Here is a 26,183-nt window from a genome sequence, read left to right as displayed (position 1 = left end):
GCAATCACCCGCTTCTGTCCCACAGGGGCTGATGCCGGACAGGCGCGACGAGGCGGGCCGCATCACCGGCTATGAAGTGGTCAGTGCGAGGGGAAGCCGCCATCAGTTTCCGCCGTTAAGCCGGGAAAGAGGTCTGCATATAGCTGGTAACCCCGGAACGGCCGGCCGGTTAGTGATCACCGCGACAGCCGCAGAAGCCCTATCGAGGCGTGGAGCGGATGCGAGCAGGTCAGACACCGCCTATATCGCAACCGGTGGTGATCTCCAGCCTGACCAGGTGCGCCGTATTGCCGGGTTGGTCGCGGCCCGTCCTGACCTTGAGGTCGAACTGGTCGTTTCCAAAGGGGTGGACCCAACCAGGAGTATCGTTCCTCTGCTCAAGGAATTGGGTTCTGTCCGGTCGGGATTGGAGAGTTCAAACCAGGATGGGTTGCCCAATCGCGAGGTGATGGCACTGTTGGCGAAACTTGGCCGAACCCTGCCGGCAGGCGTCATCCTGTCCCTTCCAGTCAATCTGGGACGGGGTATCGACAGAATGGAGGGGAAGGAACAGTCTCGGGGACGTGATGTGGATATCGGCTTTTGAGCGAGAGGGGGTAAGTGATGGAATACAGAGCCTTCGCCTGCGTCTGGGATGCTGTTGAGCCGGATCCGGTTAAGCGGACGGACCTCAGGCTTCGTGCCGACCTGTTAATCGCAATGCATCATTATCTTGATAACACAAAGCTGGATCGCTTCAAGCTGGCCCGCCAACTCGGCATCAATGCAACTAGGCTGAAGCATCTGCGGGGAGGGAATATCAATCTCTTTCAACTGGCCGACCTGATTGCGCTGTGTGTCAGGGCGGGGTTGAAAGTCGAGATCAGTGCAGGGGCGGAAGGTACAGCGCCCAGCATGACCAGCGCGATCATATCACCGATGTGAAGAGCATCCAGCCCCTGGATCAAAGTGGCTTCATCCATGGTCAGAAAGTGGGATCAGTACCATAAGGCGCGGAAAAGATCGGTCACCCTGTTGTGGGTTGACTGCACAGGTCCCTACCGCTCACCGTCTTTTTTTACGAACGGTATAAAAAACCTGGACACCTCCGGAAACTGCCGATTTCTGCTATGATAGGGCATGCAGCCTGTAGCGAGGTTGGTAATGTCCAGACAGGGCGGTTTCTGGGATTTTGAGGATCGTCTACGCGAGTTGTCGACGGAGGGTGATCCGCTAGAGCGGCTTTTGGCGACGGTTGATTTTGAGCAGTTCCGGCCGGTTCTGGCCAGGGCCCTGCGCCGCGGCGACCCGCGCAGGGGCGGTCGCCCGCCGTTTGACGCGGTTTTGAAATTCAAGATGCTGGTGTTGCAGGCGCTGCACGGGCTGTCGTTGCAACAGACCTCGTATCTGGTGCGCGCCGGCTGAGCTGGATGCGGTTTTGTGGCCTGGGTCCAGAGAACGGGGTACCCGATGCCAACACGCTGTAGGATTTCCGCGAAGTGTTGATCGCCGCCCGTGCGCTGGACGGGCTGTTCACGCGTCTGGCCCCGTGCGATCGTTGCGGCGGGTTATCTGCCGATGTCGGGTCAGATCGTGGATGCCACGCTGGTGGCGGCGCCCCGCCAGCGTAACAAGGAGGAGGAGAAGGCGGCGATCAAGGAGGGCCGGTCGGCCAGGGAGATTTGGCCCGATCAGCCGGCCAAGGCGGCCCAGAAGGATGTGGATGCCCGCTGGACGGTGAAATTCAGCAAGGCCAAGCCGGCCCCCGAGGGGGCGCCGCAGCCGCCCGACATTGCCATCCCGGTCTTTGGCTACAAGGCGCATATCGGGGTCCGGACACTTGCCGATGCAGTGGCTGCGTTTTCGGATGATGATCGCTGCCGCTGGCTGCTGGAAGCGATGGTCTGGCCGCGGGGACGGCTTTGCCCGGCGTGCGGCTGCCAAATGCTCTGACCAGGATTGCCGGCAGCAATTCACGGTGACGACGCGGACCCCGCTGCATGCGACCAAGCTGCCGCTGCGCACTTGGCTGCTGGCCCTGTGGTTCATCCTGCAATCCGACAAGGGCGTCTCCTCAATCCGGCTGGCCGAGGTTATCGGGGTGAGCCAGCCGACGGCATGGCGGATGGGGCATGTGCTGCGCCTGCTGGTGGCCCGCGACCACACGCTGGGTGGCGTCATTGAAATCGACGAGATGTATTTCGGCGGCGCTCCCCGGTCCGATCCCGACAAGCCCCGTGCCGGTCGCGGCCGCAAGGGCCAGCCGCGCACGACCAAGACCCCGGCCATGGTCGTTGTCCAGCGTCCCGCCGGATCGGAACCAGGGACACCGGCTGGTGAAGCCAGAGCCTGCGTTGTAGCCGACCTGTCCCTGAACGAGACCGAACGGGTGCTGGAGGCGATCTTGACGCCGCAGGCCCATCTAATGAGCGATGAATGGAAGGCCTTCGTGGCGGCCGGCACCGGTTTCGCCAATCACGACACCGTGTGCCATGCCCGCAAGGAATATGCCCGTGGCACCGTCCATGCCAATGCCGCCGAAGGCTTCAACAACCGGGTCCGTCAGACCATCGCCGGCGTCTTCCATCACATCAGCTCCCAGCATGCTGATCTCTATTTCCATGAGATCGGTTTTCGCTGGTCACAGCGCATCGCTGCGGGTCAGAAAATCCGCAAAGCCAGGAAAGGACGGACGATCCTGCAAACCCTCTGGGACCGGGTGCCGCCCGCACGCCAGTTGCCAGCCGTGTTCATCATGGCCGCCGGGCGCCAGATCCGACGAACAAAGGCCGGCGGCATCGACGTCAGATCAACCGTGGCTGTCTTTGGTTGATAATGGCGTTGTCCGGTTCGCGCGAACATAGGGCGAACGGCGATTATCAGCCGCCTGTTTCGGTGTCGGAAACCTTATCCATCGCCGCATACAGCGCTGTTTTTCCGACCTTGACCCTGGCTGCCGCCTCTCGAACCGTCAGGCCTTGTGCGATCAGAGCGCGTGCGCGCCTCAGCTTGTCGTCGGTGACGACGGGCTTGCGGCCACCCCGGCGCCCACGGGCGATGGCGGCATCCAGGCCAGCGCGGGTTCGCTCCCGGATCAGGTCTCGTTCGAATTGACCAAGCGCGCCGAAGATATGGAAGATTAGCCGGCCGCCCGGCGTGGTGGTGTCGATGGCTTCTGTCAGCGACCGAAAGCCGATGCCCCGTGCCTCAAGCATTGTGATTGTTTCGACCAGGTGGGGGAGTGACCGCCCGAGCCGGTCCAGCTTCCAGACAACCAATACATCCCCTTCCCGCAGGAACGCCAACGCGGTTGCCAGACCTGGCCGGTCGGCCCTGGCACCAGAGGCCTTGTCTTCAAAGACGCGGGTACATCCGGCCCTGGTCAGGGCGTCGAGTTGTAGAGCAAGGTCTTGTTCGCTGGTGGAGACCCGCGCATACCCGATTTCGGCCATTGCCGTCCGCCTTTTGTCCGTAAACTTGTCCGGTAATCTATTTGTCCGGAAAGTCATTGTAAAGGCTGGTAAGCGGACAGTTCGAGAGGTGACCGCCAAAGGATCGTTTAACGGCCACTGAGCTGAGATTGACGCACCTGCCGATGTATCCAGTCATACACATCGAGGGTGATGCCATTCTGCGATGCAGTTATGGGTTATGGCTGGGCGGGTTGTCGTCCTGTCGAGTGCTCTCACCATGGCCATGGTACAGAAGCCCCCCTGACGTTCTAGGCATCATCGCCGGCTTTAACTTGAACATGGAAATGTTCCTATGCCGATCCCGTGGCCGCCCTTGAAAAGGACGCCGGCTGGTTCCGCTTCATGGCCAGCGTCGCCGGGGTGGACCCCCTGGCTGACCTGGATTGATACTCAAGGGCAAAATTCTTGACCATGAGTCTCCGCGTCAACTTGCGCGACGGCGGACCATGCCGCTGTTATGACATCATCCACCTGTCCGCCCGCCAGCTCCAGGACCCGGTTGGCCACAATGACAGCAGGCGGCGAGTAGCTGTCAATGAGGAGGCGAAGGCGGCAATCATAGCAGTCGTACATGGACAGACAGATACGTCTTGATTAGGTATGGTTCAAATTGCCTTTTTACAAAGATTGGTTGCCGTTCCATGCCCACTTTGTCCTCCCATATCCGTGCCCGGTCTGACCTTCTGTCGACAGAGATCGATGGGGAAACTGTGATGATGGATGTGGAGAGCGGGCAGTATTTTACTCTGGATGTCATCGGTACCCGCATATGGAAGGCGCTGGCCGATCCGGTGGAGGTTGCCGCCCTGTGCCGGACCCTGGAGACAGAGTTTGACGCTCCCCTGGCCATGATCGAACGTGACGTGCTGGCCCTGCTGGCCGATCTTCAGGCACGCAATCTGATCACGGTGGAGCGGTGACCGCTCCTGCCGCGGGCGCCTTGGGGGCAGGTTCAGCCGCGGCTGCGTCCCGCTGTTGATAATGGGCAAGAAGCCGGGGGCACAGATGCGCCACCGCCGCCTCCACCGCCCTGTCCCAATCCTTTTTGATCGGGGCCTGTGATACAGCCCGCCCCTTGGCGTTGCCGAAGACGACATCCATCCGATCGCGCAGATCGGGTTCCGCCGCCCACAGGGAGGCCAGAAGCTCGTCATAGGAACGCCGGAACTCCCGGTAGCCATCCTCCACCGGCCAGCCGAGATCGGCCAGGGCCTTGCCGACCGATGGATCGCCCAGAACGAAATCCTCGTAATGGACCACAGCGTCAAAACGATGCCGCTCGGCGAAAAGCTGATCGAGGATCAGGAACTTCTCCTCCATCAGCCCGGAGCGGTGCCGATAATCCTTGGTGCGCAGGCTGACATGGTTCACACGCGGATCCCGCAGGAACAGGATCACCGCATCGGGCCGGAACCGTTCGACATGGGTGGCCAACGGATAGGCGGTGGTCACCACCGCCTTGGCGACGAAGTCCAGGCGCGTGGTCACCCTGGGTGCGGCGAAATTGTTCGGAATGTCCACCAGCGCCACGCATCCCGGACGTTGGGCCAGCATCTGGGTGAAGGCGGTGGCGCCGCTGCTCTGCATGCCATGGACCAGAAGTCTCACGGAACCTCACTCCGACGATCGGGGGGAACCAGCCAGTTCTCGGTGATCTCCGCCGTGATGAAGACATAACGGCGGACATGGGGGGTCGGCTGGCGGATACCGACCCCGTGCAGGGCGTCGATACCCTGGGGGAACATGACCAGGGTGTTGGGGCGGTACGGGATTGTGGCCACCCTCTCCACCGCGTCGTCGGGCAGGGCGACGACATCGGTCCGTCGGGTCGCCCCTTCGCGCCAGCGGAACAGTTCCAAGTCGCCCCCGACCGAATCATCGTCCGGGTGGCGCAGATAGAACAGGCCGGAGTAAAGCCGGTTCGGTGTATCCAGATGGGGCCCGCGGGACCTGGACGGTACGTCCAGCACCGGTGTGTTCACCTCCAGCCGGGCATCCATCTGGATCCGTGCCTTACTCCCATCGCCGAGTTGCAACAGTTCCGTCATGTGTCCCGACAGCCGGCCCCCGAGCGTCGACAGCAGGGCCGGCGGCCAGTATCCGTCGAACAGCGCCTCCACCTCGGCCAGGAAGGCCGGGGTGGTGTGGGTCCGGACGAAGCGATGCCAGCACGCGGGCAGATCGGGCGATGCCAGGACCCATGTCGCCATCATCGCATAGCGGCGGTTGCTCCGGAACCGGGCGTGGTCGGTGCCGATGATCGCCCCGAGCGAGGGGTACCCGGCGCACAGGGCCGCATAGTCTTCCGCATCCAGGGCATCGTGGATGACGATGTGGGGGAAGGGGTCGGTCCGGATCATGTCCGGACGGACACCCGTCAACAGGGATCGCATGGGCTGGATACCGGATCCGGGGGAAGGGGTCACGCCCGGGACTTGGCGTCGGCAGCCGCGGCCACGGCCGCGGTCACGCCAGCCAGCGGGGCCGACCAGTCGCCCCAGCTCTGCTGTCGGAAAAGGCGCATCGTCGGGTACCAGGGGGTGTCATCCCGACCGTGCAGCCACCGCCAGCAGCCATCGAAGCGGGACAGCAGCAGGACCGGCACGCCGAGGGCCGCCGCCAGATGGGCGGGTGCCGTGTCGACCGAGACGACCATGTCCAGGTTCACGGCCAGGGCGGCGGTATCCGCGAAATCGTCCAGCTCGCCGGTCCAGTCCAGGAGCGGGAAGGGCGCGTCGGCGACCTGCGCCGCGGGCTCCCCCTTCTGGAGGCTGATCAGGTGAACGCCCGGGATCGCCGCGAGCGGGGCGAACTGGGCCAGCGACATGCTGCGGCGGCGGTCGATACCGTTCGCGCTCGGGTCGTGGGGGCGGGAATCCCCGGCCCATACCAGCCCCACCCGCAATCCGGTCAACCCCGCAAGCCGCTCCGCCCAGGCGGCGGCCTGGCCGGGTTCGGCGGTCAGATACGGTGCCCCCGGGACCGTGTCGACCCGTGTGCCGAACCGGTGGGGCAGGGACATCAGCGGCATGCCGAAATCCCAGTCCGCCGCCGATGGTGCGGTGTCGCGGTCGACCAGCAGGATACGGGGATCGCTTTGGCGGAACAGACGGTGCAGCCCGGGCAGGGTCGCGATGCCCACCGTGGCGCCCCGGTCGGCCAGGAGGCGGGCAAAGCGGAAGAACTGGAGCCGGTCACCATAGCCCTGCTCCTCCTCCAGAAGGATACGAAGGCCCGCCGGATCACCCCCCTCCCACCGGGGCAGGTCCTTGCTGAGCGTCCAGTTCACCTTGTTGGCGGGGTGCCTGTTCCTCAGCTCATACCGGGCCCAGCCTTCCGCCCAATCCCCGGCCTTCAACCGGTCGCAGGCGATCAGGAACGTCAGCACCATGTCGTCAGGCGCAAGGTCGATGGCTTTCCGGTACCAGACCGCACTGTCCTCTAGCCGGCCGAGGGAAGACATCACCGTCCCCAGATTGGCGAGAACCGGAACCAGGGTCGGGTCCAGTTCGTGGGCCCGACGGAACGCCGCCTCCGCTTCCTCCAGGCGCCCCTGGCCGCGCAGGGCGGCACCCAGATTGCAGTGCGCCTGAGGCAGGTCGGGAACGAGATGATCCAGCACCCGCCGGCACGCGGCCTCCGCCTCCACATGCCGGCTCAACGAATCGAGCACCGATGAGAGGTTGACCAGGCAGGCCGGGTGATCTGGCCAAAGGCTCAACGCGTCCTGCAACAGCGACAACGCGCCGTGATTGTCGCCCAGGCGATGCCGCCCCATGGCCAGCGCGGCGGCGAGATCGGGAGAGGGGCCGAGGGCCGCCATCGCTTCCTGCAGAAGCGGGACACCCTGCAGGTCATCGCCCTTGTCGACCAGGTATATGCCTTTGCCCGCGAGAAGCTGGCCCAGGCGCTGACTGCAGGAATGCCCGGGGACCCGGCGCACCACCTCCCGCAGGACCTCCAGGGCTTCCTCCTTGCGGCCGACCTCGGCCAGGCAATAGCCCAGTTCCGCCAGGCTGTTCGTCATGTCCGGGCGTTCCCGGAAGACCTGCTCCAGAAACGGAATGGCCTCCGCCGTGCGGCCGGCCTGTCGCAATTGCGCCCCCAGCAGGAAAAGCGCGTCCGGCGTGGCCGCCCCGCTTCGGGCCAAGCTCTCCAGCATGTCCAAGGCGGCCTCGTCTTGGCCGTCCATGAGCAGGGATCGGGCGGTTTGGAGGGTAGGGAGCATGCGTGGCCCTGTGCTGCGGGTCGATGGTCATAGTTCCTATACCCTTAATCCGCTGCATTGGACAGAGTGGCCATGTTTCCTTGCAAAGGGGTCGGTGTCGCGCGAGTATCCCGGCGTCCCCCGCCCGATGGTATCTGTTGGATGAGTGCGCTTATTCCCATGGCTTCCCCCGATCCCGGATCCGTCGCCCCGTCCGGCCACCCGGGCGACCGGTGCATCTATGGGCTGCGGATCGCGTCCACGTTCCCCTTGGCGGATCTGCCGCCCTGGACGGGGGATGGCCGGACTGTGGATGTCTGGGTGGATGTGGGGCCCGTGCCGCCCCTGGCCGATCCGGTCGTGGACCGCCCCTTCCTTCAGGTCGCCGCCGATGGTACCAGCCGGTTCCAGGTGCCGGGCGTGGCCGCGTGGCGTGTCGCACCCGATGGGAGCCGGATCACGGTCGATCCGGTCGAGGATCCGGCCGGCGCCAGCCAGCGCACCTTCCTGTACGGCAGTGTCTTCGCCATTGTCGGATTGCGGCGTGGGCTGCTGCCGGTCCATGCCGCCTGCCTTCGGTTCGCGGGCGGGGCGGTGGCTTTCGCCGGTCCGTCGGGGATCGGCAAGTCCACGCTGGCGGCGCGGCTGGTGCTGCGCGGTTATCCGCTGCTGGCGGACGATGTGACCATGCTGGATCTTTCAGCACCCGGCGGCCCCTTGGTGCTGCCGGCCTTCCCGCGGCTGAAGCTGTGGCAGGACGCGATGGATCGGCTGGGCCTGCCGGCGGAGGGGCTGGAGCGGGCGCGGCCGACGCTGGACAAGTTCCACCTTCCCGTGGGCGAGGCATTCCAAGGGCAGCCTGCGCGTCTGAAGGCCATGGTCTTTCTGGAAGGTCGCGGGGCGACCCGGCCCGGTCTGCGGCGCTTGACGCTGATGGAAACACTGGAGCGGAGCGGGGATATGCTGTACCGCCCCCAGATGATGGTTCGCCTTGGCCTGAAGGCGGAGCGGATGGCGGCGATCCCCCGGTTGATGTCGGCTTTGGGTGGGGCCTATGCCCATTGCCGACTGGGGGATGAGGCGGAGTTGGACGCCCTGCTGGCTGCCCTGGCGGATGCGGGGGCGTGACCACCATGCGGCTCAGGGGCGGCGGATTCTGCTGGATCGCCTCCTACCCCAAATCGGGGAACACCTGGATGCGGCTGGCCTTGGCCGGTCTGCTGGCCGGTGGCGCCCGGCATGACTTCGCCCGCCCCCTTGCCTTCGCGCCCTTCGCCGCGGACAGGGCGGAGGTGGAACGCGCCCTGGATCTTGAATCCAGCGACTTCACGATGGCGGAATGCGCCGATTTGCGTGCCCTCGCCGCGGTCGAACTGGCCCGGGAGGCAGAGGCAACCCTGTATCGCCGGGTGCATGAAGCGTGGGAGTACACGCCCTCCGGCCGGGCGCTGTTCCCGCCCGAGGCGACCCTGGCCAGTTTGTACATGGTGCGTGATCCGCGCGATGTGGCCGTCTCCTACGCCCATCACACCGGCATCCCGGTGGATGCGGCCATCCTGGCATTGGGCGATCCGGCAAACACCTGGGCGATCCGGCCGGGCGGCATCGGGGCGGCGTTCCCCCAGCATCTGTCGACCTGGAGCGGGCATGTGGAAAGCTGGCTGGCCGCCACGCCGACACCCCTGGTACTGCGCTATGAGGATATGCGGGACGACCCCGCCGGCTGCCTGGCCCAGGTGGCCGCGCACCTGCGTATCGCGGCATCGGACGCGGTGATCACCGCCACGGTCGCAGCTACCCGGTTCGATGTCCTGCGGCAGGGGGAGGCGGAGCGTGGATTCTTCAATGGCCAGGTTGCCGGCCAGGCGTTCTTCCGCCGCGGCGTGGCCGGCGCCTGGCGGGATGAGCTGACCAGGGACCAGGTGGCACGGATCGAGCGTGACCATGGCGCTGTGATGTCACGGATGGGCTATCTGTGATCGCGGCCCGTTCGTCAGGAAGGGAGAAGGCGACGATGCTGACATTTGAACAGGCGAAACCCCTGGAGGGGGAGGTTCTGACCGTGGTCACACCGGCCGGGCCGTTTCCGTTGACGGTGGAGCGGGTGTATGTGCGGGAGCGGCAGGTCCCGATGCCGCCGCCGTTCAAACCGGTCTTCTACATCATCATGCGCGGACCGCCGGGCGTCGTGTTTCCGCAGTCGTGCTATCGGGTGGAGCATGCGTCCTTCGGTGCGCTGGACCTTGGCGTGGGTCCGATCGAGCATGACGTGGTGACGGATACATACATCTATTCGCTGGGAATCGGTTGACCGTCCGCACAAACACAAACCCCCGATCGGCCAGATCGGGAGTTGTGCATGACGCGCAGGGATCGCGGCCGTCAGTCCGGTGTCCAGACCAGCGTGTGGTGGATGCCGTGCAGGGCCGTGGAGATGAAACCCAGCCGATCGTACAGGCGGCGGGCCCCGTGGTTGTGGTCTTCCACAGCCAGGGACACAGGCAGGCCAAGGGCGCGTGCCTGATCGAACACGGCGCGGATGATGCCGCTGCCCACCCCCTGACCCTGCAGCCCCGGGTGCAGAAGGATGTCGATGATCCGGATTTCCTGGTCGCCGTGGTTCAGGTAAAGCCGGCCGCCCGGCAACCCATCCTTGGTGATCACCCCCCAGGCGGCGTGGCCGTAGCAGGCACGGTAATGCCGCTGCTGGAAGTCGGATTGCTGGGCCAGGAAGGCGATGATCATCTGTTCCGGCCAGCCGGTCGCCGCCATCTCCTGCCAGCGGCCCAGGATGTAAAGGTCGCGCTGGAATGCGGCATCGTCGTCGCATTCCGGACGCAGGCCTATTCCCCGGGCAGCCAGATCGGGCGGCACGGGGGGAAGCGGCGTGCCGGGGCCGCCGCTTCCATCCACCGGTCCATCAGTTCTGGGGGGGGAAGACGCCATCGGCAGCGATACAGAAACGGAGGGCAAGGAAGGGAGAAATGTTGGCATGGGCACCCACAACACCATTCGGCCCCCCGCCCTGCACACTGATCATCGAAGCGGCGAAGTGGTTGGCGGTACTGACGGAATCAATCGACCAGGCGTCGTAAACAGAGTTCCCCGACCGGAGAACGGACAGGTACGATGTCGCCGATGCCGTGGAAACGGCGGTCGCATTGGTCAGGGCGCCCACGCCGAACGCCTGATGGGTATGGGACGGGACCTGGCTGTTGTTCAGGGTGACCTCGCTGACGCCCCAGGTGCTGGCAAACTGCTGGGTCGCCGCGCCCCCGGCCTGCCAGGGGCCGGTTCCGAGCGCATTGGTCGTGGCGCGCCCGCGCAGGTCGGGAACATTGAAGCGCGTCCCATCACCGCCGAACCGGTTCTGAAGAACGACAGCCAGCGCCTGGTACTGGGAGACGAAATAGGAATGACCGTCGCAGGCAAGCCATCCCTGCGGCGTGTACTGGAACGCAAAAGCGCGAATTTCCCCGATGAATGGATCAGCCATCGCTTGTCTCCTTTTGCGTCAGCATCAGTTGAAGCTTGGAAAGATGCCTTCGACGCAGATGATGTAGTTCAGATTGATCGTCGGCATCAGGTTGGTGTGGCTACCGCCGCCGCCCGCAGATGCGGTGATCGCACTTGGGTTCAGGCTGACTTCCGTCAGATTGGCACCGGCATTCGGCGTCACATAGAACTGGAAGTTGGACGGAACCGAGGCTGGAAGCATCGAGGGTCCGGGCGTCAGCGACGTGCCGAGCGCCGTCGTCACATTCACCGTATGGCGATGGTTGGGATACTGGGCCAGGGTGATCGCCACGTCGGTCACACCACCCGGGGCACCCATGACATAGTTGTTCGTCATACCCGGCGGGGGGGTGTTGGACCGGCCGACCGGAATACGCCCACGAAGATTGGGCAAGGCGAACGTGGAGCTGCCATCACCCCCATAGGTGGTGCCGATCAGGGCAAACAGCGGCTGATACTGGTTGATTTGAAGCAGGCTGCCGTCGCAGAACTTCCAATTGTGGGGAGCGAAGGTCCCCCCGAACAGGGTGATTTGACCCACATAAGAATTTGCCATGTCTCATCCTCCTGGCTTTGACAGTGTCTGTATCCGTTACTGTCTGTTCAGTTCCGCATCGGGAATATGCCTACGGTGCAGATGCAGTACTGTAGGGCCAGAAAGGGCTGACGGTTCTCATGGGCCTGATTGCCGCCGACCGACGTCATGGAGTCGTTGTTGAGCGGCGTCAAGGCACCAGGTGGCGCATAGGCCGGGGACGGGTTGGGGGCTGTCGTTGGTGTCGCGGAGGCCCGCTGGATGGGCCCGGGAACCGCATTCACGATGGCCTGCGAGAGATTCGCGTTGGTGGGGGAAAACACGAAGCCATGAGTGTGGCCCGGCACCTGGGTCAGCGACAGCGTGACCGTCTCCGTCCCGCCCCTGCTGCCCTGGGTCAGCGTTTGACCTTGGGGCAGAATGCGGGTCGTGTCCGTCATCAGCCCGAAATTGACAGCCGTACGCCCGCGAAGATCTGGTAGGTTGAAGATTGTAGATCCATTACCACCATAAATAGATCCCAGCAGGGCGTAAAGCGCGGTGTTCTGCTGGACCTGTAGCGGCTGCCCCTCACAGGGCAACCATCCAGTTGGTGTGTTGTTGAAGGCGAAGAGCGCGATCTCTCCGATAAAGGAATCCGTCATAAGCTCCTCCGTTCGCGATCCACGACAGGGCCATCCCACCCCTCGTCCGGGCATAGGGCATATGACGGCATCCGTTGATAGCCGTAAAGTTGCTTTATTTTTTATCAGACACTTTTTATGGTTGACAGAAATCTATGCGATCTAAGGCTTTTTTAGATCGCAGCCTCAGAATAATCAGGCAAAAGTAGTAGAGATTGTGCCTGCGCGGTGTGCATCCTTGCGTCTAGCCGCTTAGGCGCTTTCGCGGTCGCAGCGCTTCGCCGTGGGCAGTCGGGCGATGGACCGCAAGCATGGTCATCCGCTGACGGAAGCGCGATGCGGTTCATGGTTGGATCGCGCTGGGATCTGTCGGATGGCAAGCGCCTGGGTGCGGGCCGGAAGTGTCAGGCGGCGTAGGGCTGTGTTGTCCTTGAACCGCGGGCTCTGGTCCCTTAAGTTAGGGCCAAGTTTAAAATGGCGCGGAGTTATATGCCATGCATGATCGGGATGATCTTGAGACGTCGATGCGGGATGGTGCAGGGACGCGCGACGTCTGGCAGGCCCCCCGGCTGACGGTGCTCCCGCTGTCCGCAACCATGAATGGTGGCAGCGGTCCTCAGGACGAACACCCAGCTTTTAAGGCTGGAAGCTGATCGGGTGCTTGCGTCACCGGCACATCCGATCTGCGCGGATTGATGATGGCGGCCTTGTTCGGTCACGCCGGGGGTGCGCCGGGCCCCGGTTTTTCGGACGTCCTGCATCGATGTAGTCTTCTGGCGGCCCAGTATGTGCCGGGCGGGACGGTTGAGCCGCTGGCAGACGGCATCCTGTACCTGTCATGCATTGCCCCCCAGGGTGACTGGATGGGGGGCTATGCCGTTTCCGGCCCCCATCTCCTGGCCCTGGATGGCTGGCTGGCGGACCGCCGCGATCTTGCCGCCATGCTGGGCATGCCGGAGATCGGCACACCCGACGCCCGATTGATCCTGGCGGCTTTGGAACGGTGGGGGGAGGATGCCCTTGCCCGGCTGCACGGACAGTTCATTTTCGCCTGGTGGGATAGCTCCACCCGCCGGCTGCGGCTGGTAAGCGATCGGACCGGCGGGCGCACACTCTTCTACCACCGGACAGGCGGATGGCTGCGCTTCAGCAGCCTGTTACCCGTCCTTTTTGCCGATCCCGACCTGCCGCGCCAGGTGGATCCCGAACAGGTCGCCCTGTGCACCCTGTCGGTATCCCAAACCGCCGATGAGACGTGTTTCAAGGGGATCTATCGGCTTCTACCTGGATACTGCCTGACCTGGTCCCCCGACGGCGTTGATCTGCGCCGGTACTGGCGGCTGGACACGACACGGCGCATCCGCTTCCGCCGTGACCAGGATTATGTGGATGCCGCCCGGGACCTTCTGGACCGGGTCGTGCAAGATGCCCTCCCGCGCGATGGGCAGATCGTCGCCGATCTGTCCGGTGGTCTGGATTCCGGGGCCGTGGTGGCCACGGCGGCCCGCGTTTCGGGTAACAGGCCGATCCATACCCTGACCATCCGCCCCGACCCGACCGCGTCCCTGCCGCGGCCCAGCCCCAATGTGTTCCAGGACGAATGGCCCCAGGCCCAGGCGGTGGCAGCCCTGTACCCCATGGTCCAGCCGCAGGCCCTCCTGGCCCGGCTGGATGGGCTGGAGGATATGCTGCGCGGCAACATGGCGCTGATCGGCCGACCACCGTTCCACCTGCTGGCTGCCGTGTGGTTCCAGGCGGCTTGGCCGACAACACGGCAACTGGGCGCCACCACGGTGTTGAAGGGGCTGTCCGGCAACCTGACCCTGACCGCCAGTGCTGTGGGCGATTGGGTTTTCCAGCCGCGGCCGACCGATCTGCCTGCCGCCCTTCGCGAGGCCTGGCAATTCTACCGCGTCGGGTGGGGGCTGGGCCGGTTCAAGGCCGTGGCGCGGTCCCAGGCCCCGGAATGGCTGCTGGACCGGTATCGGGCGATGACCGGACGCCTTCCCGCCTGGGCGGCGCCGTCACCCCTTCTGGCGACGGCGCGGCGTCAGCTCGGGCTGGATGATTGGGCGGCCGCGAACCGCGCCGGCGACACGGATGTTCCCTGGCCGGTGCGGGAGCGTCTGCACCTTCTGGAACTTACCTGGACACGGAGATCGGTGGAAAGTGCCTTGCGCTTCCGCCGGGGCGTGGAGGGGCGGGACCCGCTGGGGGATGTGCGGATGGCCGAATTCTGCTTCGCCCTGCCGCCCGACCAGTTCACGCGCGGTCGGCAAGACCGGTTCCTGGGCCGCCGGGTCCTGGCCGACCGGCTGCCGCCGGCGATTGTCAAGGAAACCCGGCGCGGCCGGCAGAATGCGGAATTCTTCGACTGGCTGAGCCGAAGCCGCGATTGGATCGCCGCGACCATCGACGGGATGGAGGATTCCCCCCTGGCACGGGAGATGATCGACATTCCGCGCCTGCGCGCCATCCTGGATGACTGGCCCGCGGATGCCGACGCGGCGGAGCGGCGATACACGGAGCTGTATCATGTCCTGGGTCGGGGCGTGACCACCGGCATGTTCATCCGCTGGGCCGAAGGCGCCAACCGCTGACCCCAGCCGAACCGGGCCCCCCAGGTTTGGCTAGAGACATCCGCCATCGCCAAGCCGGACCAGGGGGACGAAGTTCGGCGCCTCATCCCCCCCGGTCACGACACCGCCGCCCGCCTCCAGCCAGGCATGGGCCGCCAGCGCCCCGTTCTGCCGGGCCACCCCCAGATGCAGGGTGCAGGGAATGCCGCGCCGGCGCAGCATGGCCCGCCCCGCCATGGCCCTGACCAGGCAGGTGCAGGTGAACGGCACGCGCCGCGCCGCCCGCTCCAACGCCCGGGCCACATCGGCGATGTCCTGATCCTGCGGCAGGCCCGCCTGCCCCGCCCAGGCCCCCGACCTGGCCCCCCGCAGCAGCCGTCGGGCAGGCACAAGCAGCAGCGCAAGCCGCGCCAGAAGCAGGGCCGCAGCGGATTCGATCATGATCGGCCGGGGCAAGCGGAAGGTCGGCATGGCTGGGAAACCAACGGGAGAAGGGTGCTTCTGTATATCAGTGCGGGCGATGACCGGGAAAAGGCTTGTGACGGCAAAGGCGGGCGAGGCCGGTCATCCCATGTCCAGGCGCGCAAGCCAGGGGGCCGCATTCCGCCGCAGGATCTCCCAGCTTCCCTGGGCGACAAGGCGGCCCTCATCCAGCACCAGCACATGGTCGGCACCCTGCACCGTGCTGGGCCGGTGCGCCACCACCAGCAGGGTGGTCCGGCCCTTCAACCGGTCCAGGGCCTCCGCCACCGCGCGCTCCGTCTCCGCGTCCAGGGCAGATGTGGCCTCATCCAGCACCAGCAGGTCCGGCCGTCCCAAAAGCGCCCTGGCCAGGGCGATCCGCTGACGCTCCCCCCCCGACAGCCGCGCCCCCCGATCGCCAACCACCGTATCCAACCCGTCCGGCAGGGACCGCACCCGGCCGGCGACGGCCGCAGCCTCCAGCGCGTCCCACAGCTCCGCCTCGGTCGCCGTCGGGGCTGCCATCAGCAGGTTCTCCCGGATGCCGGTGTGGAACAGGAACGGATCCTGCGGCACATATCCCACCCGCCGCCGCCAGGCGACCATCGCCCCGTCGGTCAGGGGTATCGTGTCCACCATCACCATGCCGGTATCCGGGGGGACCAGACCCATGACGATATCGGCCAGGGTTGATTTGCCCGCCCCGGACGGCCCGATGACGGCCGTGGTCGCCAGGGCGGGAATGACGGCATCGACCGCGACAAGGGCCGCTCGCGCGGTCCCATCCCGCCCGTGGCGATAGCCGACACCGCGCAGGTCGATCCGATGCCGCAGGGTGGGCGCTTCCCCGGCCGGCCGGGGTTCAGCCTCCGCCCGCCATTGCTCAAGCGATGCCATCACCTGGGCATGGGCCGGCAACAGCTGCAGGATCATGCGCCAATGGCCCTGGATCCGCAGCGTGGCCGAAACGATCCGCGCAAAGACAGCCAGAAGCACCAGCATCTCTGCCAGGGACAGGCCCAAGGGGCCGATGCCCACCAGGACACACAGGGCCGCCACCGCCGCGGCGGCAATCCGCTGTACCGCCCGGGCCGTCGCGTCCGCCTGGACCATGGCAAGGTGTTGCGAGCGGACCTGCTGTGACAGATCCCGGAACCGCGCGGTCTTGGCGCCTTCCGCCCCGGTCATCTTGATGATCCGCAGGCCGGACACCTGGTCGGTCAGTTCCGCATGGAAGGTCCGGTGCGCCTCCGCCAGGGCCGCACCCAGGCTGTGCGCCTGCCGGCTGAGCGGGCGGAGGAGCAGGGCCACAAGCCCGCACAGTGCCAGCGTGACCAGGGTGAACACCGGCGACAGGATCAGCCCCGCCAGCAGCAAGGCCGGCATCTGCAGCAGGGCCGCCGTCATCTGCAGGAACTGGTCCGCCGCATAGGCGCAGCGCGAGGCCTCGCCGGAGATGGTGATCATGAAATCGGACTGGCGGCGCGCCGCCACGCCCGGCCAGGCGATCCCGATCAACGCCCCGTGCAGCCGCTGTTTCAGGCGATCGGCATAGGCAAGCTGATAGGATTGGGCCGCCACCGTTCGGGCCCAGACAATCGCTGCGGACACGGCGAGCAGACCCACGAACATGGCCAGCACGCCGGGCAGCCCCAGCCGCCCGCCCAGGACCGCCAGCGGCCCCGTCTCGGCCCCGGTCAGCCCCAGCATCTCCAGCAAGGGGACCAGCAGCAGAAGCCCGGCCCCTTCCGCAACCGCCGCCGCCACACCCAGCAGCACCAGCAGGGCCAGCCTGGCACGGCCGGTCGCCGCCAGATCGGCGATGAAGCCGCGAGCCTGCCGTCCCGGTGTCACAGAGGATACCTCTCCAGCCAGGCATGCAGAACCCCGGCCATCGGCGACGGGCGTCCGACCAGCCAGTAGGACAGATCCGCCCAACAGGCCCCGATATGCACATTGCCCTCAAGGATCACCGGTCCTGCCGGTGTCGGAACGATATCCCAGCCCACCAGGGGAATGTCCGGAACGTGATCGGCGGCGTCAAGGGCCAGCTGGATGACCCGGTCCAGTCCGGGCCAGGCTGGACCGGCCCAAGGCCACACGCACGGTATCCTCGTCGTCTCCGTCACGATCACCGGCGGCCCGAGGGAAGCTGTTGCCGGATCAATCGGGTACCGCCGCCATCGCGGCCAGCGGAAACTCATCCCGTCCGGCGCGGTCGCTGCATGGATGCCGTGGATTTCGGCCGGGCCACCGGGCCGGCGGCTTGTGGTGACGCGGAGGACCGGCGGAATGCCGGCCGCATGCCGATCCACCGGCAGATCGGGTGCCGCCTCCAGCATCGGCTGGACCATGAGGCTGTGGTGCTTCAGTTCCGCGGTCAACCCCGTCAACAGGTCCGCCCGGGTGATCGGGATCCCCCCCTGTATCAGCAGCCCGCCCGCATCCGGGATGATCAACGGTCTCGCCCCCGATCCCGCGAAGCCGGCCACCGGCTTCAGGAAGTAGCGCCCCGGTGGAAGGGCGGTCAGGGATGGGATGTCATCCGGGCCTGCCAGAACAAGAAGGGTGGGAACAACGGCCAGACCCGCCTGTGCCAGACGGTCGGCGAAGCGGACCTTGTCGGCCAGCAGATCCTTCTGCGCCATGTTGCCGAGCGCCCCTTGAAGCATGATGGCAACCCGGTCGGAGACGAAGTCCCGGGGAATGCGGCCGCATTCCCGCCGATACAGGCAAGCTTCATAGGGGGTAAGGCCATACAGGAAACAATCCGCCCAGATCCGGGCCGATTCGGCTAGGGTCAGGCCCCAAGGCCGGCGCAGTCTCCTGATCCTGGACGGGAGCAACAGGGCAAGGGCAGCCTTTGCGGCCAACCCGCCTGCCCAGGGCGGCAGGGGGCGGCGTCGCTTCCAGAACGACCGGCCCGCGGCCCGATGCAAGGCGGTGATCACCGGGTCACGGGGCGGCAGCAGCCCCCAGCCATCGGCGGGTAGGGGAAAGGTACGCAGGCTTCTGACCACCATTGTTCACCAAAGATACGCCTGGAACAGCATCGATCCGGCCGCGATCTGGCTTGCCGAGGCGTCGTGCCGGCCATCGTCCCGTCGGTAGGCCCCGTCGCGACTGATCACGGTCGGAATGGTCCGCAGCAGGATCGTGATGTCCAGCCAGAGGGGCCCATTATTCCCATACCACGAATTCAGGTCGAAGCGCTGTACGACGCAGAGCTTGTTGGCGACCGCCCGTCTGCAACCGCGCCTGCACCCCTTCCCGCCCCGCTGGCCTTTTCGGCCCGCACCACGGCACAGCCGGCCCGGGTTAGGGTTTCCACCTGGAGGGTCACATCCTGGTCCGGGGTGGAGGCGCGGGCATATCCGTAGAGGGCCATGGCGGGCATTTGTCCCGTTAGGGTCTATATCGAGACAGGATAGCGTCTCGAAATTAGCAAAGATACCCTTTTGAGACGGCTATCATCGTCTCGGAAGCCCGTCTTGTATAGGTATACGCTAATCGGAGGCTTTTGCGGCCCCTCTAGCGCTTTTATGGTTGTATGATTGCCACACAGGCCATCTGGGACAACTTTTGTCTGTTATTCCCTGGTACCAGAAGGTAGATAAAAGATTAGGGCTAAGCCATATTCGGCTCATCCATACATATGAGCGGATCTGTATAAAGTGGGGGAAATTTGATGGCCGGGACATTTGTCATGCCTGTTCGTGAAGGGCATTCTTCCCGTCTCTTCCAGGTCCGCACATGTCTGCTGGCGGCAGGCATGTCCCTGGTATTAGGGGCGCCTGCTTTCGCGCAGGTCACAACAGACAGACAGGCTGTCAATGCCACCAAGGGCAATAACAGTGCCCCCATAACGCAGGAAAAAGACCCCGGTTCGGACCCTGAAGGTAATCAGGATGACAAGCGCGTGGCTGACTCCTTTCAAGCGAAGGGCATTGAGGCCGGCGCGTTTCTGTTTCTGCCCAGCCTGGAAACAGAGGCATCCTGGACCGACAATGTCTTTGCCACGGCCAGTGATGCGCGCAGCGACCGTTTCTATCGGATCGTTCCCGGTTTCCGCCTGCGGTCCCGTTTCCTGCGCCATGAGCTGAATTTTACGGGCGAACTCGAAAAGGTCATGTTCGAGGAATATACCGAGGATGATCGTCTCAACGTGAATGTCGGGGCTGATGGACGTCTGGATGTCCGAAAGGGCTGGGAAGTGACGTCCAATATCAGCTTCAGCGACCGGGCCGAGGATCGTGGCAGCCCCGATGCGGCGCTGAGCCTGAAGCCGGTTGATACCACGCAGATTTCCGCGCAGTTGGGATCGCGCCTGCAGGAAGGGCGCATGATCTATCAGGGAACTTTCAGCTTCAATTCCTACGATATCGGCAATGGCCGCCGGTCGGGTGGTCAGGTCGTCAATAACAGTGGCCGTGACCGGAACGAGTATGAAGTGACGGCGCGCGTCGCCTATGAGACGATCCCCAACTATTTCGCCGTTGTAGAGGGAAGCTATAATTCCCGCGACTATGACAATGTGGTCCCCGGTACCAGCTTTGACCGTAGTAGTGATGGTTATCGCCTGGAAAGCGGTGTTGGTATTGATATCACCGACGTGATCCGTGGTGATTTCTTGGTTGGTTATTTCGATCAGGAATATGATGCCACCACTTTCGGCGATCCCAGTGGCTTCAGCTTCCGGGCCCGTTTCAACTGGACACCGACCCGTATGACGGTTGTCGTGCCCTCCCTGGAACGCAGCGTCCAGGAAACGATCCGGTCGGGTGTGTCCGCCATGGTCCGTACCGGCGCCGGCCTGACGGTGCGCCATGAGTTCGCCCGCAATTTCGTCGGCACCTTCTCCGGTAATGTCGCCTACGAAGATTATGACAAGAGCAACGAAGACCCCTGGTTCTATGAGGCCCGGTTGCGCGGGCTTTATGCCTTCACGCCGGAGGTACATGCCGGTGCGGAAATCCGCTATCGTGAACGCGACGCCGATGGGGGCTCTGGCCAATATGACCAGTGGACAATGATGTGGCGCCTGCGCCTGCAATACTGAGCCCATGGCTCTTTTCACGGATGATGAGTGGCGGCCTTTCCTTGGCAGAGGAAAGCCGCCTTTGCGCGTTCAACCGAAGGCGTATCCTCGCCATCAGTCTGTTTCCCAGGATTTGATAGCATGACCACCAGTTCAGGCCAGCCAGAGACCTTCCAGGTGAAGAACGCCTCGGAGCCTGTGGTTGATATCCGCCAGTTGCTGCGCTGGGCGTGGCGCGTGATCTGGAGCGGCAAATATATGCTGCTGGCCTGCTGGCTGCTGATCCTGGCGCCAACCATCTTCTATCTCAAACAAGCCACTGTTCTTTACACATCCAGTGCCGTCATCATGATCGAGGCACCGGAAGCCACGGACGCGCTTTCAACCCGTACCGACATGCGGATGCGCCTGTCGGACAGCGCCGTGCAGACAGAGGTCGGTGTTCTGACATCACGCGTGCTGGTCGAGCGGGTTGTCAAACGCCTGAAACTGGACCAGGACCCGGAGTTCAACCCCAAGCTCCGCGAACCCAGCGGTTTCGCCGTCCTGATCGGCTATCTCAATCCGATGCGCTGGCTGTCGGCCATCGCTTCTCCCAAGGTGCCCGGCGAGGGGCAGGTGGCCGCAACGACGGTGGAAGCCCTGGAGAAGGCCGCGGTGGTGGCCCAGGTCAGCCGGAAACTAGAAGCCAAATGGCAGCGCCGCACCTTTCTGATCGATATTTCCTTCACCTCGGAGAACCGTGAGAAGGCCGCCCTCATCCTCAATACCCTGACCGAGGAATATCTGCTGGACCGTCTGGAGGCCAGTTTTGAGGATGCCCGCCGGGTCAGCAGCTGGCTGGAGGATCGTCTCCAGAATCTGCGCCAAGATGTGCAGATGGCGGAGACGGCTGTTGAGCAGTTTCGGGTCCGTAACAATCTCCAGCGCTCCGGAGAGGGACAGAAGACCCTGACCGGACAGCAATTGTCGGAGCTGAATACGCGCCTGATCATCGCCCGTACCGACCTGGCGCAGAAGCAGGCCCGGCTCAATCAGGTGCGCTCGCTGCTGCTGTCCAGTGGCAATATCGAGTCTGCTTATGAGGTGCTGCAATCCCCCCTGATCCAGCGCCTGCGCGAGCAGGAGGCGATCTTGCAGCGTGAGATCTCTGAGGCGATCAAGACTTTTGGCGAGCGGCATCCCCGCATGGTCGGCTATCGGGCGGATCTGGCGGAACTGCAATCCAAACTCCGGGCCGAGACGCAGCGCATCTCAGATTCCATCGGGAATGAGCTGGAGGTGGCCAGTGCCGGTGTCCGCACCCTGGAGCGCGAACTGGCCGCACTGCGGTCGACGGTTGACAATGCCGGCGGCGCGGAGATTCAGCTGCGTGAATTGGAGCGTCAGGCGGAGGCAACCCGCAGCCTTTACGAAGGGTTCCTGCAGCGGTTCAAGAAGGAAGCAGAGGCCGGCAGCGGCGGACAGCGGGCCAATGCCCGCGTTATTTCCGAAGCCCAGATGCCGCGCAGCCCCTCGGCCCCGCGTACGGCCTGGACCCTCAGCCTTGTCTCTGTTTTTGCGCTCGGGTTCGGGCTGCTGCTGATTCTTGTGCTGGATCGTCTGGATAATGCCATCCGCTCCTCCGATGAGGCAGAGGATCTGACGGGGCTGCCGACCCTGTCGGTGGTGCCGCTTTATCGTGGCAAGGTCGACAATATGGTGGCCGAACTGGCGGACAAGCCGCGTTCGGCCATCGCCGATGCTTTCCGCAGCCTGCGCGTGTCGCTGGAAGCCTATGCCGACGATGAACAGACAGGGGGGCGCGTCATTGCCATGACCTCCTCTGTCCCGCGCGAAGGCAAGACCTTTGCCTCCTTGTGCCTTGCAACCATGGTGGCGCGTTCCGGACAGCGGACCTTGCTGATCGACAGCGACATCCACCGCCCCCGTATGCATGTCATGCTGGGGCGTACCAATGAGCTGGGGCTGGTGCATGTGCTGGATGGTTCCGCCAGTCTCGAGGATGCGGTGATCCGCGATATTGCCCCCGGTCTTGATTTTCTGCCGGCCGGTAAGCTGAAAGCCATCGCAGAAGAGGTCCGCAAGGAAGAGGCAGAAGCCATCTTGCAGACATTGCGCGGCCAGTATGACCGCATCGTCATTGATCTTCCCCCGGTTCTGGCTGTTTCGGATGCGCGTGTACTCTCGTCCCTGGCCGATCAGGTGATTTATCTGATCCGCTGGAACTCCACGCCGCGCGATGCGGTCCGTATCGGGGTCCGGTTGTTGCGGGATATGGATGTCAATCTGAAGGGCGTCATCATCTCCCAGATCAATCAGGCCCGTCACCGCCAGATGGCCTATGGTGACTACGGTACCTATTATGCCCAATATGGGGAATATTATACCAAGTGACGGGATTGGCATGACGCAGCCTGCCCCTTCCACCACCGACTGGGTCCGCGACATGCGGCGCCGTCGCCAGAGCCGATGGATTGCCCTGCTAGCCGGCGGCACCGGCCTGGTTCTGCTGTGCCTGGCGCTGCCCCGCCTGGCGGGTGAGGGTCTTGTGGTGGAAGCGCGTCAGCATATCCTGGCGCTGCGGACCGATCCCGCGGCCACCGGCGGCATGACGGCGTTGCTTTCTTCCGCGGCGGTCATTGATCAGGCTGGACCACTGACCAGCGATGGCCGGCTGGTGGCGGATGGCGGCCTGCTGCTGCTGCGGGCGGCCTTGTTGCAAACCGATGCGGCCCAACGACAGCAGCTCCTGCGCCGCGCGGCGGCGGCCAGTGAAGCCGGCTTGCGCCAGACCCCGGCCTATCCAGCCGCCTGGACAAGGCTGGCCTTTATCCGCCGGGAATTGGGAGAGCCAATGGCGGCGGCCGCCGCCCTGCGGATGTCGCTGCTGACCGGCGCTGTCATGCCGCAGGTCATGGTGGACCGTTTGGGGCTTGGCCTGGATCTTCTGCCTTATCTCGACCCGGAAGGCGTGGCGCTGCTGCAGCGTCAAATCCGTCTGATCAAGGATATTCAGCCTGACAGTCTGCCGGGTCTTGCCGTGCGCTCTGCTTTCGCGCAGGCCTTCATTGAAGCGACGCTTCAGGAGTAATGCCGGTGCCTTCCCCTTTTCGGCTGTCGCTCGGAAAGGATTGGGCCAGACCCAGGCCCAGCACAAAGGCAAAGGTTGCGGCGATGGCCGGCATCTGCAGGCTGAAATCCACCAGCCCATGCAAAATCAGCAGGGTCGCAACGGCCAGGGCCACGGCCGGATAAATCTGGTCACGTTGCCGCCGCCGCAAACCGATCAGACAGGTCAGCAATATCGACCCTACGGCAGCATAGAGCAGCAGAGCGGCGATGATGCCGATCTCCAGCAGCATCTCCAGATGCAGATTATGAGCATGCACGAAGGTTTCCGGCTGTGACAGGCTGACATCGCGGTAGATGGACAAAATGGCCGGATAGGTCCCGAGGCCATAGCCGGTCAATGGGGCGTTTAGGAAGGCATTCCAGCCGATCTGGTTGAGGATGCTGCGTGTCTCATCCCGGATCCCCGCCTCTGCCAGCCGGTTCAGCGTTCCCTCCCCTCCCAGCGACAGGACCAGCAGCGCCAGCAGGACCAGGCCCCCTGCCGACAGCAGGGCGCTGCGCCGTTGCATGATGCCGCCGCCCCAGAGCGCCGCCCACAGCACCAGCAGGCCGACCCCGGTTGCTGCCAATGCCGCCCGTGACTGGGTCAGGGCCAGGGCCATGCCCAGAATCAGGCAGGCGATAGCATAGGGAGACGCATGAACCAGAATATGTTCCGCCTTGTCCCGCAGGCGCCACCCCTGCCGCCGTCGGCGCAGCCTGTCGACCAGCAGCGCCATACAGCAGATGACCCCGATTCCGGCATAGGCAGCGTAGGCGTTCCTGTTGACGAAGGTCGAGGTCACGGTGCCCTGATAGGCCCATTTATCCATCCACAGGATCTTTTCGATCCCCAGCATATGCAGGGACAGACCATAAAGCGCATAAGCGCACCCGCCCCAGGCCAGCACCAGCAATCCCTCATGGGGGCGATGGCGCCCCAACTGCACCGCCAGCAAAAAAATGCCGGCATAGGTCAGCCATTGCATCAGCGCGGTAGCGCCCCGTCCCGGGTCCAGTGATAGACTGGCCGCACCGCTGCCCAGGGCTGCCGCCATCTCGTTCCAGACCGGTTCCGCCCGTGTGATGGGCACAAAAGGCAGGATCTGGACCACCGGCCAGACCAGCGCCAACAGGAACAGGATGGCCGGAATCCGGAACCGCTGCATTGGCAGGGGCGCCTGTGCCTTTCCCATTGCCAGCAGCAGCGACCACCCTGTCAGCAGCAGGGCGATGGCGGTCGCCAGGATTGTCCAGGCCAGTGGCCGGGCTGACCCCAGGGGCAGGGGCGCCAGGATGATGATGAGCAGCAGCAACCGGTAAAGCAGAGTGTTGGCTGACAACAGTATGGTCCTGTGGGGAGAGGATGCCGGACAGATTGCTATGACAGCCGAACCGGGTCCACCTTATACTCACGCCATCACGTAGGGTTGGCGATGTCATCTGGTGGAGTACAGTCCGCCATCATCCAGGCCGTTTCCGGATGGCGCGGGCGACCGTGCGACGCAGCAGCAACAGCGGTCGCAGCAGGAAATAGAGCCATGTCAGCCGCCGGGGCAGCCGCACGTCAATCAGGTCGCCCACCCCCACCAGATGGGAGAACAGCTCTGCCCTGGCCGCCTTTGCATTGGGGCAGATCAGCAGGGCCAGATGTTTTTCCGCCAACCGCCGCCGGGCCCAGCCGCCGACACGCTCATATCCGACGGTGACGCGGGTCCGGGCCAGGCTGTCGACGCGGCGGTCAATGGAATCGGCGATGGCCTGCTGGCGTTCCGTGCCCGGAACCGGCATCGCCAGTTCCACCCCCAGAACGTCGCGTGCCAGCCGCATCGTATGTACCATGACCGGCAACAGCTGATAGCGTTCGGCCAGATCAAGCACGCATTCCAGGTCATCAATCCGTTGCAGCGGCACCACCATATCGGCCAGCCAGCGCAGCCGGGCCCAGCCATGGAGCAGCCCATGGACGGCCTGGTACAGCACATGACGGTCCCGGCTCAGGGTCGGGACCGTGCTGTTTCCCGATAAGGCGATCAGAGCCTTGTCGGCCCAGAGGGTTTCGAAATCCCAAGGGACGAGGAGTGCGTTGTCGAAAAGTCGCCAATGCAGCTCAACCGGGCCGGCAGGCCCGGTATAGATCTGATCCTTGGTGGTCAGTGAGAGCCGGTCTACGGATACAGGATAGTACGGATGATAGCCGTTATTGATCATCACATGGTGGGCGGCGATGGCCGTTTGCGGGTCGATCAACAAGTCGATATCGTGTGACATCCGTATGTCTGGTTGACCGTAAAGCTGCGCACTGAGCGCCTGCCCCTTGAGGACCAGGGCGCGGCATCCCGCCTTTTCCAACTGTCCCAGCAATGTCAGCGTCGTGGCCATCTGACGCAGACTGCGGAAGATGGTTTGCTGCTCAGCGGCCCGCATTGCCGACCCCGGTGCGCAGCCGGATGCCCGCAGGATCTTACCCAAGGGTGGCAGCAACCGGTGTTCGACGGCCATGTCCACCAGCCGTTTATCCTCTGCTGCGGCCAGCAGATCCGCCTGGGGTGCCGTCGGCACGGTTGGCCACAAGGCAGCCTGGCGGATCAGTGCCGCTTCCGGTCCCGGCGGAAGCAACGGAATCCGCGCCCTGAGATCGCGTCCGCTCATCATCC

General features: G+C 64.4%; 24 protein-coding genes and 1 pseudogene. 12 read left to right on the top strand and 13 right to left on the bottom strand.

What is annotated here, in order from left to right; genetic code table 11:
• From CHU95_RS02270 to CHU95_RS02260, 4 genes and pseudogenes are all read left to right on the top strand, one after another.
• Positions 1 to 586 (top strand): hypothetical protein (locus CHU95_RS02270; protein WP_207762344.1); only part of this gene is annotated, 586 nt, incomplete at its 5' end.
• Positions 587 to 603: 17 nt separating this feature from the next.
• Positions 604 to 924 carry an XRE family transcriptional regulator gene (locus CHU95_RS02265; RefSeq protein ID WP_094453318.1) on the top strand — a complete coding sequence of 107 codons (321 nt, stop codon included), beginning with the start codon at positions 604 to 606 and terminating at the stop codon, positions 922 to 924.
• 219 nt (positions 925 to 1,143) lie between these two features.
• Positions 1,144 to 1,404 (top strand): transposase, encoded by a 261-nt coding sequence (locus tag CHU95_RS22790; protein ID WP_245837821.1) that lies wholly within the window; start codon positions 1,144 to 1,146, stop codon positions 1,402 to 1,404.
• Positions 1,405 to 1,776: 372 nt separating this feature from the next.
• Positions 1,777 to 2,812: pseudogene (locus tag CHU95_RS02260) on the top strand (IS1595 family transposase).
• A gap of 46 nt (positions 2,813 to 2,858) precedes the next feature.
• On the opposite strand, the gene CHU95_RS02255 reads toward CHU95_RS02260, so the two are convergent.
• Complete coding sequence (locus tag CHU95_RS02255; RefSeq protein ID WP_094453316.1) at positions 2,859 to 3,431, bottom strand: recombinase family protein; 573 nt, start codon at positions 3,429 to 3,431, stop codon at positions 2,859 to 2,861.
• 662 nt (positions 3,432 to 4,093) lie between these two features.
• On the opposite strand from CHU95_RS02255, the gene CHU95_RS02245 reads away from it, so the two are divergent.
• Positions 4,094 to 4,372 carry a PqqD family peptide modification chaperone gene (locus CHU95_RS02245; protein WP_094453312.1) on the top strand — a complete coding sequence of 93 codons (279 nt, stop codon included), beginning with the start codon at positions 4,094 to 4,096 and terminating at the stop codon, positions 4,370 to 4,372.
• On the opposite strand, the gene CHU95_RS02240 is transcribed toward CHU95_RS02245, so the two are convergent.
• The 3 genes from CHU95_RS02240 to CHU95_RS02230 are packed head-to-tail and all read right to left on the bottom strand — an operon-like array spanning position 4,356 to position 7,680.
• On the bottom strand, positions 4,356 to 5,060 hold the full coding sequence (locus tag CHU95_RS02240; RefSeq protein ID WP_133065387.1) for a sulfotransferase family protein: 705 nt from the start codon (positions 5,058 to 5,060) through the stop codon (positions 4,356 to 4,358). The genes CHU95_RS02245 and CHU95_RS02240 overlap by 17 nt on opposite strands.
• Positions 5,057 to 5,845 (bottom strand): 2OG-Fe(II) oxygenase, encoded by a 789-nt coding sequence (locus CHU95_RS02235; protein ID WP_094453308.1) that lies wholly within the window; start codon positions 5,843 to 5,845, stop codon positions 5,057 to 5,059. Before CHU95_RS02235 ends, CHU95_RS02240 begins: the two co-directional genes overlap by 4 nt.
• Before the next feature lie 29 nt (positions 5,846 to 5,874).
• The gene (locus tag CHU95_RS02230) at positions 5,875 to 7,680 is read right to left on the bottom strand and encodes a tetratricopeptide repeat protein (protein WP_094453306.1); all 1,806 of its coding nucleotides are present in this window, start codon (positions 7,678 to 7,680) and stop codon (positions 5,875 to 5,877) included.
• Positions 7,681 to 7,821: 141 nt separating this feature from the next.
• Between CHU95_RS02230 and CHU95_RS02225 the strand changes: the two genes are divergently transcribed.
• The 3 genes from CHU95_RS02225 to CHU95_RS02215 are packed head-to-tail and all read left to right on the top strand — an operon-like array spanning position 7,822 to position 9,970.
• Positions 7,822 to 8,787 carry a phosphoenolpyruvate carboxykinase (ATP) gene (locus tag CHU95_RS02225; protein ID WP_133065386.1) on the top strand — a complete coding sequence of 322 codons (966 nt, stop codon included), beginning with the start codon at positions 7,822 to 7,824 and terminating at the stop codon, positions 8,785 to 8,787.
• 5 nt (positions 8,788 to 8,792) lie between these two features.
• Positions 8,793 to 9,638: a sulfotransferase domain-containing protein gene (locus CHU95_RS02220; RefSeq protein ID WP_133065385.1), complete on the top strand. Its 846-nt coding sequence runs from the start codon at positions 8,793 to 8,795 to the stop codon at positions 9,636 to 9,638.
• A 35-nt stretch (positions 9,639 to 9,673) separates the two neighbouring features.
• Positions 9,674 to 9,970 (top strand): DUF6916 family protein, encoded by a 297-nt coding sequence (locus tag CHU95_RS02215; RefSeq protein WP_094453300.1) that lies wholly within the window; start codon positions 9,674 to 9,676, stop codon positions 9,968 to 9,970.
• Positions 9,971 to 10,041: 71 nt separating this feature from the next.
• Here CHU95_RS02215 and CHU95_RS02210 read toward each other — a convergent pair whose 3' ends face one another.
• Genes CHU95_RS02210 through CHU95_RS02195 form a run of 4 tightly spaced genes read right to left on the bottom strand, consistent with a single transcriptional unit; the run spans position 10,042 to position 12,354 of the window.
• Positions 10,042 to 10,572 carry a GNAT family N-acetyltransferase gene (locus CHU95_RS02210; protein WP_165771961.1) on the bottom strand — a complete coding sequence of 177 codons (531 nt, stop codon included), beginning with the start codon at positions 10,570 to 10,572 and terminating at the stop codon, positions 10,042 to 10,044.
• A gap of 7 nt (positions 10,573 to 10,579) precedes the next feature.
• Entirely contained in the window at positions 10,580 to 11,155 is a 576-nt protein-coding gene (locus tag CHU95_RS02205) for a phage tail protein (protein ID WP_094453296.1), read from the bottom strand.
• A 24-nt stretch (positions 11,156 to 11,179) separates the two neighbouring features.
• The gene (locus CHU95_RS02200) at positions 11,180 to 11,731 is read right to left on the bottom strand and encodes a phage tail protein (protein WP_094453294.1); all 552 of its coding nucleotides are present in this window, start codon (positions 11,729 to 11,731) and stop codon (positions 11,180 to 11,182) included.
• 47 nt (positions 11,732 to 11,778) lie between these two features.
• Positions 11,779 to 12,354: a phage tail protein gene (locus CHU95_RS02195; RefSeq protein ID WP_207762342.1), complete on the bottom strand. Its 576-nt coding sequence runs from the start codon at positions 12,352 to 12,354 to the stop codon at positions 11,779 to 11,781.
• Positions 12,355 to 13,028: 674 nt separating this feature from the next.
• On the opposite strand from CHU95_RS02195, the gene CHU95_RS02190 reads away from it, so the two are divergent.
• Positions 13,029 to 14,933, top strand: coding sequence for an asparagine synthetase B family protein (locus tag CHU95_RS02190; RefSeq protein ID WP_094453292.1), 1,905 nt, complete (start codon positions 13,029 to 13,031; stop codon positions 14,931 to 14,933).
• Between the two features lie 30 nt (positions 14,934 to 14,963).
• Here CHU95_RS02190 and CHU95_RS02185 read toward each other — a convergent pair whose 3' ends face one another.
• The 3 genes from CHU95_RS02185 to CHU95_RS02175 all read right to left on the bottom strand — a co-directional run bounded on the left by CHU95_RS02185 (position 14,964) and on the right by CHU95_RS02175 (position 18,397).
• Positions 14,964 to 15,383, bottom strand: coding sequence for a lasso peptide biosynthesis B2 protein (locus tag CHU95_RS02185; protein WP_094453290.1), 420 nt, complete (start codon positions 15,381 to 15,383; stop codon positions 14,964 to 14,966).
• 93 nt (positions 15,384 to 15,476) lie between these two features.
• Positions 15,477 to 17,228, bottom strand: coding sequence for an ABC transporter ATP-binding protein (locus CHU95_RS02180; RefSeq protein WP_094453288.1), 1,752 nt, complete (start codon positions 17,226 to 17,228; stop codon positions 15,477 to 15,479).
• Positions 17,225 to 18,397: an ATP-grasp domain-containing protein gene (locus tag CHU95_RS02175; RefSeq protein WP_094453286.1), complete on the bottom strand. Its 1,173-nt coding sequence runs from the start codon at positions 18,395 to 18,397 to the stop codon at positions 17,225 to 17,227. The genes CHU95_RS02180 and CHU95_RS02175 overlap by 4 nt, the downstream gene beginning before the upstream one ends.
• Positions 18,398 to 19,293: 896 nt before the next feature.
• On the opposite strand from CHU95_RS02175, the gene CHU95_RS02165 reads away from it, so the two are divergent.
• The 3 genes from CHU95_RS02165 to CHU95_RS02155 all read left to right on the top strand — a co-directional run bounded on the left by CHU95_RS02165 (position 19,294) and on the right by CHU95_RS02155 (position 23,506).
• Positions 19,294 to 20,433 carry an outer membrane beta-barrel protein gene (locus CHU95_RS02165; RefSeq protein WP_165771960.1) on the top strand — a complete coding sequence of 380 codons (1,140 nt, stop codon included), beginning with the start codon at positions 19,294 to 19,296 and terminating at the stop codon, positions 20,431 to 20,433.
• Between the two features lie 120 nt (positions 20,434 to 20,553).
• Positions 20,554 to 22,809 (top strand): GumC family protein, encoded by a 2,256-nt coding sequence (locus tag CHU95_RS02160; RefSeq protein ID WP_094453280.1) that lies wholly within the window; start codon positions 20,554 to 20,556, stop codon positions 22,807 to 22,809.
• 10 nt (positions 22,810 to 22,819) lie between these two features.
• The gene (locus CHU95_RS02155) at positions 22,820 to 23,506 is read left to right on the top strand and encodes a hypothetical protein (protein WP_094453278.1); all 687 of its coding nucleotides are present in this window, start codon (positions 22,820 to 22,822) and stop codon (positions 23,504 to 23,506) included.
• On the opposite strand, the gene CHU95_RS02150 is transcribed toward CHU95_RS02155, so the two are convergent.
• Positions 23,481 to 24,869, bottom strand: a complete 1,389-nt coding sequence (locus CHU95_RS02150; RefSeq protein WP_094453276.1) for an O-antigen ligase family protein — start codon at positions 24,867 to 24,869, stop codon at positions 23,481 to 23,483. The genes CHU95_RS02155 and CHU95_RS02150 overlap by 26 nt on opposite strands.
• Positions 24,870 to 24,990: 121 nt before the next feature.
• Positions 24,991 to 26,181 (bottom strand): nucleotidyltransferase domain-containing protein, encoded by a 1,191-nt coding sequence (locus CHU95_RS02145; RefSeq protein ID WP_094453274.1) that lies wholly within the window; start codon positions 26,179 to 26,181, stop codon positions 24,991 to 24,993.
• Positions 26,182 to 26,183: the final 2 nt, after the last annotated feature.

It is taken from the genome of Niveispirillum lacus (assembly GCF_002251795.1).
GTDB classification, from domain to species: Bacteria; Pseudomonadota; Alphaproteobacteria; order Azospirillales; family Azospirillaceae; genus Niveispirillum; species Niveispirillum lacus.
The sequence above is the reverse complement of the archived record's forward strand: the minus strand, read 5'-3'. Positions and strand labels throughout refer to the sequence as shown.